At 66.5% G+C, this 10,058-nt stretch carries 8 protein-coding genes, 1 other RNA gene and 1 pseudogene; 1 reads left to right on the top strand and 9 read right to left on the bottom strand.

Going from position 1 to position 10,058, the window contains the following annotated elements; all coding sequences use genetic code 11:
- From LH128_RS17215 to hrpB, 8 genes are all read right to left on the bottom strand, one after another.
- On the bottom strand, nucleotides 1–1,220 hold a 1,220-nt coding region (locus LH128_RS17215; protein WP_327195204.1), incomplete at its 3' end, for an LON peptidase substrate-binding domain-containing protein.
- Nucleotides 1,221–1,631: 411 nt separating this feature from the next.
- The gene (locus LH128_RS17210; protein ID WP_008830943.1) at nucleotides 1,632–1,967 is read right to left on the bottom strand and encodes a YbaB/EbfC family nucleoid-associated protein; all 336 of its coding nucleotides are present in this window, start codon (nucleotides 1,965–1,967) and stop codon (nucleotides 1,632–1,634) included.
- Between the two features lies 1 nt (nucleotide 1,968).
- A complete protein-coding gene (locus LH128_RS17205) occupies nucleotides 1,969–3,873 on the bottom strand; it encodes a DNA polymerase III subunit gamma/tau (protein ID WP_037519972.1) in 1,905 nt (634 codons plus the stop codon).
- Nucleotides 3,874–3,994: 121 nt separating this feature from the next.
- Nucleotides 3,995–4,091, bottom strand: an RNA gene (gene ffs / locus LH128_RS32290) — signal recognition particle sRNA small type.
- 36 nt (nucleotides 4,092–4,127) lie between these two features.
- A complete protein-coding gene (locus LH128_RS17200; RefSeq protein ID WP_008830941.1) occupies nucleotides 4,128–4,397 on the bottom strand; it encodes a Txe/YoeB family addiction module toxin in 270 nt (89 codons plus the stop codon).
- Between the two features lie 9 nt (nucleotides 4,398–4,406).
- Entirely contained in the window at nucleotides 4,407–4,661 is a 255-nt protein-coding gene (locus LH128_RS17195; protein ID WP_008830940.1) for a type II toxin-antitoxin system Phd/YefM family antitoxin, read from the bottom strand.
- 53 nt (nucleotides 4,662–4,714) lie between these two features.
- The gene (locus tag LH128_RS17190; protein WP_008830939.1) at nucleotides 4,715–4,993 is read right to left on the bottom strand and encodes an ETC complex I subunit; all 279 of its coding nucleotides are present in this window, start codon (nucleotides 4,991–4,993) and stop codon (nucleotides 4,715–4,717) included.
- Between the two features lie 45 nt (nucleotides 4,994–5,038).
- Entirely contained in the window at nucleotides 5,039–7,519 is a 2,481-nt protein-coding gene (gene hrpB, locus LH128_RS17185; protein WP_008830938.1) for an ATP-dependent helicase HrpB, read from the bottom strand.
- Between the two features lie 191 nt (nucleotides 7,520–7,710).
- On the opposite strand from hrpB, the gene LH128_RS17180 reads away from it, so the two are divergent.
- Nucleotides 7,711–9,639, top strand: coding sequence for a putative bifunctional diguanylate cyclase/phosphodiesterase (locus tag LH128_RS17180; RefSeq protein ID WP_008830937.1), 1,929 nt, complete (start codon nucleotides 7,711–7,713; stop codon nucleotides 9,637–9,639).
- Nucleotides 9,640–9,641: 2 nt separating this feature from the next.
- Here LH128_RS17180 and LH128_RS17175 read toward each other — a convergent pair.
- Nucleotides 9,642–10,058 (bottom strand): annotated as a pseudogene (locus tag LH128_RS17175) (hypothetical protein); the annotation flags it as partial.

The following is a 10,058-nucleotide window of genomic DNA, read 5'->3' as shown; positions in this document are numbered from 1 at the left end:
TCGATCTCGTCGAGCAGGAACAGCGGGTTGGACTTGCCCGCCTTGCGCAGGTTGGTCACGATCTTGCCCGGCAGCGAGCCGATGTAGGTGCGGCGGTGGCCGCGAATCTCGGCCTCGTCGCGCACGCCGCCCAGCGACTGGCGGATGAACTCGCGCCCCGTCGCCTTGGCGATCGACTTGCCCAGCGAGGTCTTGCCCACGCCCGGCGGGCCGACGAGGCACAGGATCGGCCCCTTCAACTTGTTGGTCCGTGCCTGCACCGCGAGGTACTCGACGATGCGGTCCTTGACCTTGTCGAGCGCGTAATGATCGGCGTCGAGGATTTCCTGCGCCGAGGAAATGTCGCGCTTGAGCTTGCTCTTCTTGCCCCAGGGCAGGCCCAGCAGCACGTCGAGGTAGTTGCGGATGACGGTTGCCTCGGCGCTCATCGGCTGCATCGACTTGAGCTTCTTCAGCTCGCCGACGGCCTTTTCCTTGGCTTCCTTGGAGAGCTTGGTCTTCTCGATCCGCTCGGCCAGTTCCTGCAGTTCGTTACCTTCGTCGCCCTCGCCGCCGCCGAGTTCCGACTGGATCGCCTTGAGCTGTTCGTTGAGGTAATATTCGCGCTGGGTCTTTTCCATCTGGCGCTTCACGCGGCCGCGAATCTTGCGTTCCACCTGCAGGACGCCGAGTTCGCCCTCCATGAAGGAATAGACCATCTCAAGACGCTTGAGCGGGTCGGATTCGGAAAGCACCGCCTGCTTGTCCGAGACCTTGGCCGACAGCTGCGCGGCGACGGTGTCGGCCAGCTTGGCCGCATCTTCGATATCGCCGAGCTGTTCGCCCGCGTCCTGGCTGAGCTTCTTGTTGAGCTTGGCGTATTCGTTGAACTGGTCGACGACGGTGCGCATCATCGCCTCGACCTCGGTGCCCTCGGCCTCGGTCGGCGCTATCGCCTCAACTCCCGCGACCAGCATCTCGCCCTCATCCGTGGTTTCGGAGCGCAGGGTTTCGAGGCGGGCACGGTCCTGCCCTTCGACTAGCACGCGCACGGTGCCGTCCGGCAGCTTGAGCAGCTGCAGGACGCTGGCGATCACGCCGGTATCGTAGAGGTCGTCACGATCCGGATCGTCGCAGCTGGGATCGAGCTGGGCGAGCAGGAAGATGTCCTTGTCTCCCGCCATCGCCGCCTCAAGCGCGGCCACGGATTTCTCGCGGCCCACGAAGAGAGGCACGACCATGCCCGGGAAAACGACGATGTCACGCAGCGGCAGAAGCGGAAGCAGGTTCAATGCACTTGTCCAATCATCTCGCACGGGGACTGCATCTTGGCCCAGCCCCGGCATATTCCCGCAGGATATGGGGGGTTTTGGTCGCCTTGCAATCTTTTCGAGGCGAAAGGCCGTGGAAACCCGCCTGTTCGCTACAGGAAATTACCCTCATCACGTTGCGAGGGCATCCCCAGCTAGGTCCGATTTCGAGGTATAATGGCGTGAACCGCACCGTTTCAGCGCAAGACCTTAGCGTCGGCGCGTGGTCCTTCGACAAGCTCAGGACGAGCGGGCCAGGGGCGAAGACTGCAAAAAAGAAAAGCCCAGCCCGAACCACCGCTCAGGCTGAGCTTGTTGAAGCCCCGAAAAGGCAAACGCGCTTTAGAACGGCAGCTTGAAGCCCGGCGGCAGGCCCATGCCCTGCTGGGCCTTGGCGAGTTCCTCGTTCGCCACCGAGTCGGCCTTGACGCGCGCGTCGTTGTAGGCGGCCGCGATCAGGTCTTCGAGGATCGGCTTTTCCGAGGCCACCATCAGGCTGTCGTCGATGGCCACGCCGATCACGCGGCCCTTCGCCGAACAGCGGATCTTGACGAGACCGCCGCCCGACAGCCCCTCGACCTCAAGCTGGTCGAGCTTGCCCTGGGTTTCGTTCATCTGCTTCTGGATGGTCTCGGCGGCCGCTTGCGCGGCCTGGATCATCTCTTCCATCGACTTCATCTCAACGTCTCCAATTGCGGCCGCCACCGCCGATGGCGGCCTGGCGATCTTCCTGAATGAGTTCGGCGCCGGGGAATGCCGCCAGCGTCGCCTCGACCAATGGCGAGGATCGCAGCGCCTCGGCGTCGGCAGTCTTCTTTACCTGGTGCACTTCGACGAGGGTGGGCGCGCCTTCTCCCGCGACTTTCTCGACCTGCCAGCGTTCGCCGGTCGCGGCTTGCAGGCCGCCGCGCAGAACGGCGACGATGTCCTCGTTGAAGCCCGGCGGCTGGGCATAGCGCAGCAGGCCGGGCGAAAGCTCGACCACCCGCACCTGCATGCGCATGGTGTTCGCGGCGGACATCTCACCCGCATGCTCGACATCATCGACCAGCGCTTCCCAGCGCGGCGAGATCGCAGCCGGTGACATTGCGACAGGCGCGCCCGACGCGGCACTTCCCTGCTCGGCCACAGGAGCCGCAGGCGCTCGGGAGGCGATTTCCTCCAGCTTGCGGACCAGTGCGCCGGGGTCAGGCATGTCGCTGGCGTGCATGATCCGCAGCAGCGCCATCTGCGCCGCGACGAGCGGATCGGGCGCGGACTTCACCTCGTCATGCCCCTTGAGCAGCAGTTGCCACAGGCGATGGAGTTGCCCCGCCCGCAGCGACTTAGCCCAACCCTCGATCGCCTCGCGCTCCTCGGTGGAGTGCGCTTCGGCGCTGCCGCTGACTTGCGCCACGGCGACGCGGTGGGTCAGGTCCATGAGGCCGCGCATCAGCGCGATCGGCTCGACACCGAGCGCGAACTGGTGCGCGACGAGGTCGAGCAGATCGCCGCCCTTGCCGTCCAGGATCGCGGCGATGAGCTTGCGCTGCACGCTCTTGTCCGAGAGACCGAGCATGTCGCGCACCTTGTCGGCGCGGACCTGCCCTTCACCGTCAAGATCGGCATGCGCGATGGCCTGATCGAGAATCGAGAGGCCGTCGCGCACCGAACCCTCGGCGGCGGCGGCAACCATCGCAAGTGCCTCGGCCTCGGCCTCGACGCCTTCCTTCGCGCAGACGTGCGCGAAGTGGCCCGCCAGCATCGGCGCGGGGATACGGCGCAAGTCGAAGCGCTGGCAGCGCGACAGCACCGTGACCGGCAACTTGTCCACCTCGGTCGTCGCGAAGAGAAACTTCACGTGCGCCGGTGGTTCCTCAAGAGTCTTGAGCAACGCGTTGAAAGCATTGCGCGAGAGCATGTGAACTTCGTCGATGATGTAGATCTTGTAGCGCGCCGAGACGGCGGCATAGCGCACCGCCTCGATGATCTCGCGCACGTCGTCGACGCCGGTGTGGCTGGCGGCGTCCATCTCGATGACGTCGATATGGCGGCCCTCGGCGATAGCGACGCAGGGTTCGCACTGGCCGCAAGGGTCGATCGTCGGGCCACCCTGCCCGTCCGGGCCGATGCAGTTGAGGGCCTTGGCGATGAGGCGCGCGGTCGAGGTCTTGCCGACCCCGCGCACGCCGGTCATCAGGAAGGCATGAGCCAACCGATCGCGCTTGATCGCGTTGGCGAGGGTCTGGACCATCGCCTCCTGCCCGATCAGTTCGGCGAAGGTCTGCGGACGATACTTGCGCGCGAGCACGCGGTAGGGCTGCGCTGTCGTTCCGGCAGGGGCGGGCTTGGCCGAGGGCGCTTCGACGGGCTTTGGCTGAGCGGGAACGACGGCAGGTTCGGTTGCCTCGGCGAACATGGCGCTTTGCCCGGCTGCTTCGAGTTCGGCAGTGGTGGGCTTTGGCTCCGGCGTCGCTTCCGGCTCAGGAGCGCCGAACATCGACTGCTGCCCTGCTGCCTCCAGTTCGGCGGCATCGGGCTTGTCGTCAGCGTCGTCTTCGTCCCAGGGGGGCGTATCGCCGAACATGTCGCGTGAATCGTCCATCGTCGCTCAAACTAGGGGTTCGCGCCCGGGATGTCAGGAGGAAAGCGGCACGCTTACCGGCATGTTCCACAGCCTTCGCATCCAGAAGGACACAAAGACGTGAAAATTCAACGATGTAGAAAAATGAAGGAGCCGAACGACCCGCCGCAACCCGTTGTGGCTGCTTCCTTCCGGACCTGACCAAGTTGGCGGACGCAAACGCCCGTCCGACTCCCGAAGCGCCCTATGGCGGTGGTTTGACAGGAAAGCAAGCGTCAGACGTAATGGAATCGGCATTGGGCGATTTCCAGCCGCTGCTCCGCTCCACTTCCGGCGACGCGATAGACCAGCCTGTCCGCCTGATTGATCCGCCGCGACCACCAGCCCTGCAATTCGCCCTTGAGCGGCTCCGGCTTTCCGGTCCCCTTGAAAGGCGTCCGGCGGCACTGTTCGATCAGCGCATTCAGCCTTTCCAGCGTGGTACGGTCATTGGCGACCCAGTGCTGGTAATCCTCCCAGGCGCGAGAGGCGAAAACGATTTTCACTCCAGCCTCCTATGGCTGGACGAGATTGCGTTCCTGCCCTTCCCCCCCATCGAGCTCCCGAATGGAATCGCGCAGGCGGGTCGAATTCGCCGGGGTCGAGACAAGGTGCATGGTTTCGGCCATCGCGTTCCAGTCGGACAGCGAGACCACGACCACCGCTTCCGCCTTTTGGCGTGTAACGATGACGGGTGAACGATCGTCCACCACATGATCCATCAGCGCCTTGAAATTGGCGCGCGCTTCGGAGAACGGGAGCACTTCCATGACGTAAATATGTACAAAAATTTGTACAACGTCAAGTCGTGCCCCCTAATATCTCAGCGGAAGTTGTCGGCGTAAGCCTGGATCTTGAGCCGGCGCGGCGGCGTGGCGTGGATGGCGGCCTCGATGCCGTACTTATCGGCATAGGCCTTTGCCTCGTCCGAGGTCGGAAAGCGCAGGATGACTTGCTGCTGCATGTCGCCCGAACCGGCCCAACCCATCAGGGGATCGGGCTTCTTAGCCTCCGACGGTGTGAACTCGAGGGTCCACTGATCGAGCAGCGCCTTGCCGGACTGCATGGCGTTCTTCGGGCGTTGATAGATGCGTGCGCTCATGAGCCAGCGCTTTGCCCTCGAATCGAGGCTGAAATCAAGCGCGAATCACGCCTTGCGGCCTCCACCACCTTTCATGGCTTCGAAGGCATTGCGGGTCTTGAGGCTGGGGTCCTCGTTCCAGGGCTCGTCCGGCCAGCGGTGCCGCGGGTAGCGGCCTTTCATGTCGCGCTGCACGTCGCGCCACGATCCGCGCCAGAAGCCCGGCAGGTCGCGCGTGGTCTGGATCGGGCGGCCGGCGGGCGAAGTCAGCTTGAGCAGGAGCGGCTGCGACGGCTGGCCGAAACCGGGATGCCGGTCGAGCCCGAACAGCGCCTGCACGCGTATCTCGACGGAGGGGCCGCCCTCGTCCTCGTAGTCGATCGGATGGCTGGTCCCTACGGGACTGCGGAATTCTGCGGGCGCGAGGCGTTCAAGCTCCTGCTGGTCGTTCCAGTCCATCCGGTTGCGCAAGGCCTGCGACAAGGCGCCGCCATCGAGCGCGTCGAGACGGCGGCCGAGCAGCGGGCCGAGCCAGTCCTCGATATCCGCCAGCAGCGCCTCTTCGGACAGCGCCGCGATCCCGGCATAGCGTGCGCGGCGCAGAAACCCTTGCGCGCCCTTGCCCAGCGGCACCAGCGACAGGCCCTTGAGACGGATTCGCTCGATCAGGAAAGCGCGGATCGCCTCGGGATCGGGGGCTGGATCGGGTCCGCTCGTCAGGGTGATGGCGCCAATGCAGCGCTCCAGCCGCGCCTCGACCCGCGCGTCGCCCTCGTTCCAGCGCAGAATGGTGCGACGTTCGATGGCGTCACCCAGCCACGCCTCGACTTCGGCAATCTCCAGCGAGGCACCGGAAAGAATGCGCGCGCCTTTCGCCTGGCCCTGCGCATCACCGATCACCATCCACTCGCGCGCAGCCAGCGGCGAGGCGGGATCGAGCACGTAGCCCCGCCCCCCGGCGCTCAGCCACGTCTCGCCCGAACCGTCGCGGCGGCGTGCCAGCATGTCCGGGCGGCCGAGTGCGAGAAGCACGCCGGGCGGCAGATCGTCCGAAGCGCCCGCCCGCACCAGTCCGGCCGCACGGCGTGCCCAGCCCGAAGCCAGCTTGCGCGAGGCCTGCGCGCGGGGGGCACGATCGGCGTTCCAGCGCGAGAGCCGCTGTGCGAGATCGTCGCTACGGCCACCTAGACCGCGCTCCTGCAACAGCAGCGCCAGTTTCGCGGCATCTTCGCCCGCGCCGTGTTCAGCGGCGCGCAAGATCATCGCCGCCTGTGGCGGATCCATCGGCAGGCTCGCGACCTTGCGGCCGAACGCGGTAATGCGCCCCGCCTTGTCCAGCGCGCCGAGTGCGGCGAGGCCCTTGCGCGCCGCCTCCAGCGCAGGCACCGGCGTCGGATCGAGCCACGCCATCGCCTCGGGAGCGCCTGCCCCCCACTGCGCCAGCGCAAGGGTTAGCGGCGCGAGGTCGCTGGTCAGCATTTCCGGCGGGTCGAACTCGGGGCGGCCTGCATGCGCGGCTTCTTCCCACAAGCGGTAGGCGACGCCGGGCTGCTGGCGTGCGGCGCGCCCCGCACGCTGGGCGGCCGAAGCCCGGCTGGCGCGGTGCGTGACGAGCCGGGTCACGCCCGCCGCCTTGTCGAACTCCGCGCGGCGCGAAAGGCCCGCGTCCACCACCACCGAAACGCCGTCGAGCGTCAGCGAGGTCTCGGCGATGGCGGTCGCAAGCACCACGCGGCGGCATCCTTCTGGATCGCGCCGGATCGCTGCACGCTGGGCGGCGGGCTCGCACTGTCCGTGGAGCGGGAGGACCAGCGCGGAGGGCAGTTTCTGGACCAGCGCTTCCGCTACGCGCTCGATCTCGCGCACACCGGGCAGAAACGCGAGCACGTCGCCCCCCCGCCCTTCCTGTGCCGTCTCACGCCATGCGGTGAGGACGGCCGAGGTCACCGCATCCTCGATCCGCCTGTCCGGCGCGTGCCCAAGCCAGCGCAGGTCCAGCGGCCAGGCCTTGCCCGCGCTCTCGATGACCGGCGTGCCCTCGCCCAGCAGCCGGGCGAAGCGGGTGCCGTCGATGGTGGCCGACATCACCACCACCCGCAGGTCTTCGCGCAGGATGCTGCGGCTTTCGATCGCAAGGGCAAGGCCGAGGTCGCTGTCGAGATGGCGTTCGTGCGCCTCGTCGAACAGCACGGCGGACACGCCCGGAAGCTCCGGATCGGCAAGGATCGTCGAGACGAAGATCGCCTCTGTCATCACCAGGACACGGGTGCGGGCCGAGCGCTTGACGTCGAGACGGGTGATGTAGCCGATCGTCTCGCCCGCCGCCTCGCCGAGCCCCTCGGCCATGCGTTCCGCAGCGGCGCGCGCGGCGACACGGCGCGGGGAAAGAAGGATGACGGTGCCGGTGCACCAGCCCTCGCCCAGCAGGGCGGGGGCAAGCGCGGTGGTCTTGCCGGCCCCGGGCGGCGCGATCAGCACCGCGCCCGTCCCCGCACGCAAGGCGGCGAGGAGGTCAGGCAGGACGGCATGGATCGGTAGCGTGCTCACGCCCGGGCGTTTAGCGTCTGATCCGCCCACTTGGAAGCGGCGCCGATCCATGCCCTTTACTGCCGCAAAATCACCGGATCGGCTGTAACTACGGGATCGTTTCGCAAGGCTCGTGCACTTTTCATAAAGACTTGGACACTATCCGGGATCACTTGCGAGCTCCCCGTTCTCGAATTGCAGACGCGCACCCCATGAACGTTGCCGGTCAGTACCCTCTCAGCGTCGCGCAGTATCTGCGCCTGCGCGAGCACATACCACCGCTGTACGGGCTGCTTTCGATCAATGCCGCCGTCCTGGCCTTCACCCATCGCCAGTTGGCGCCAACATTGCTGGTCTACACGATCCCGAGCATCCTGATCGCGGCGTGCGTCGTGCGCATGATCGTCTGGACCCGCCCGGTGAAGCCCGCCGACCTCGAACCCGAGGCGGTCCGCCGACGCCTGCGCCGCACCCATTTCTTCGCGGTGGCCTTTTCGATGGCCTTCGTCGCCTGGTCGCTGACGCTGGACCAGTACGGCGGCCCTTACGAGCACGGCCACGTCGCCGTCTTCGTCTCGGTAACGGTGCTGGGCTGCGTATTCTGCCTCAGCTTCCTGCCCCGCGCGGCCATGGCGGTCTGCGTCACCGTGCTGGGCACGTTCCTCACCTATTCGCTGTTCATCGGCCATGAGGTGCTTGTCGCCATCGCCGCGAACATCACCCTGGTCGCGATCGGTATCCTCAAGATCCTGCGCGATTCCTACCGGTCCTTCGTCGATCTCGAAACGTCCCAGCGCGACCTCAACAACGAGCGCCAGCAGGCGCAGATACTCGGCGAGGAGAATGCCCGCCTCGCCCAGACCGACGCATTGACGGGGATGCCCAACCGCCGCTTTTTCTTCGCCACGCTGGAAGGCCTGCTGGAGCGCGCCGGACCCGACGACCGCTTCAGCGTCGGCCTCATCGACCTCGACCGCTTCAAGCCGATCAACGACACTCACGGCCATGCCCATGGCGATCGCCTGCTGCAGATCATCGGCGCGCGCATGAACGCCGCCTGCCCTCCCGACGCCATCGTCGCCCGGCTCGGCGGCGACGAGTTCGGGCTGATCGTCATGAGCGGGCCACCCGAGGCCGAACGCGTCGCGAGCGACTTGTGCCGCGCCATCCGCGAACCCGCACGCATCGGCGACATCATGGTTTCCGTCGGCTGCTCCGCCGGCCTTGCCGTCTATCCGGAGACCGCAGCCAGCGCCAACCTGCTGTTCGACCGCGCCGACTTCGCGCTCTACCACGCGAAGAACCACAAGCGCGGCCAGTGCGTGCTGTTTTCGCAGGAACTGGAGCGACTGATCCGCAGCGAGCAGGCACTTGACGCAGCGCTGCAGCTGGCCGACCTGGAGAGCGAGCTGTCGCTGAACTACCAGCCGATCGTGGCGACCGACGATCTCGACACGATCGGCGTCGAATGCCTCGCCCGCTGGCACTCGCCCCGGCTGGGCGACATTGCGCCCGAACTGCTGATCGCCTCTGCCGAGCGCGTCGGGCGTGCACGCGACGTCACGTTGACGCTGTTCGACAAGGCGCTCGACGCACTGGCGCGGCTGCCTGCCGGTCTGCGCCTGTCGTTCAACCTGTCGGGCAACGACATCTGCAACCCGCAGACGATCGATGCCCTGCTCCAGCGCATGGCCGCTTCCGCATGCGATCCGCGCCGCGTGCTGATCGAAATCACCGAATCCTCGCTGATCTCGGAGTTCGCCATAGCCAGCGCCGCGCTTGAACGGCTGCGGCAGACGGGGATGCGGATCGCGCTTGACGATTTCGGCACCGGCTATTCCAGCCTGTCCTCGCTGCACCAGTTGCCGCTGGACATGGTGAAGATCGACCGCAGCTTCGCGGTGCGGCTGGACGAGGCTTCCGGCCGCCGCCTGATCACGGCGATCCGTCACCTCGCCCGCTCGCTCTCGCTGGAATGCGTGATCGAGGGAATCGAGACGGAGAACCAGCTTGTCAGCGCAAGGCTGGCAGGGTTTTCGCTGGCGCAGGGCTATTTCATCGCCCGCCCCATGCCGCTGGCAAGACTGCTGGACCGCCTTGCCCATCCGGGAACAGCCCGCTGGGATGCGGTGGCGGGCTGACGTCAGCCCGGACTGGCGCGCACGCCGTAATCGATGCGGATGCGTACCCATTCGCCGACCTGCGGCTTGCCGTTGATGCGCGGCGGGATCACCTGGAACTGCCACGCGGCGTTGAGCACCGCACGCCCGAAGCCCGAACCACGCGGCGACTCGCCAAGGATCTGGCAGTTCTCGACGTGATAGTGATCGATCGTCTGGCAGGCGACCATGCCCCAGCCCTCGGGCGGAGCATTGGCGGGCATGTAGCCGCCGAGCTGCGCATCGGTGGGCCTGCGGAACCAGTCTGCATTATAGAGCGTGGCGCCGCCCGGACCCTCGCCGGGACCATACGTGGAGCCACTGTTGCCGCCGCCCGAGGGGCTGCCGCTGCCCGAACTCTTCATGCCGCCGATATCGGCGGCCGCCCTGTCCGCCTTGGG

The organism is Sphingomonas sp. LH128, from assembly GCF_000293195.2.
Classification (GTDB): Bacteria; Pseudomonadota; Alphaproteobacteria; order Sphingomonadales; family Sphingomonadaceae; genus Novosphingobium; species Novosphingobium resinovorum_A.
This window is presented reverse-complemented; position numbering and strand designations above follow the sequence as displayed.

What these genes read in the sequence shown, in the direction of transcription:
- LH128_RS17210 (WP_008830943.1), bottom strand. Translation starts at nt 1,967, where the DNA reads ATGAAGTCGATGGAAGAGATGATCCAGGCCGCGCAAGCGGCCGCCGAG.
- LH128_RS17205 (WP_037519972.1), bottom strand. Translation starts at nt 3,873, where the DNA reads ATGGACGATTCACGCGACATGTTCGGCGATACGCCCCCCTGGGACGAA.
- LH128_RS17195 (WP_008830940.1), bottom strand. Translation starts at nt 4,661, where the DNA reads ATGGAAGTGCTCCCGTTCTCCGAAGCGCGCGCCAATTTCAAGGCGCTG.
- LH128_RS17190 (WP_008830939.1), bottom strand. Translation starts at nt 4,993, where the DNA reads ATGAGCGCACGCATCTATCAACGCCCGAAGAACGCCATGCAGTCCGGC.
- LH128_RS17180 (WP_008830937.1), top strand. Translation starts at nt 7,711, where the DNA reads ATGAACGTTGCCGGTCAGTACCCTCTCAGCGTCGCGCAGTATCTGCGC.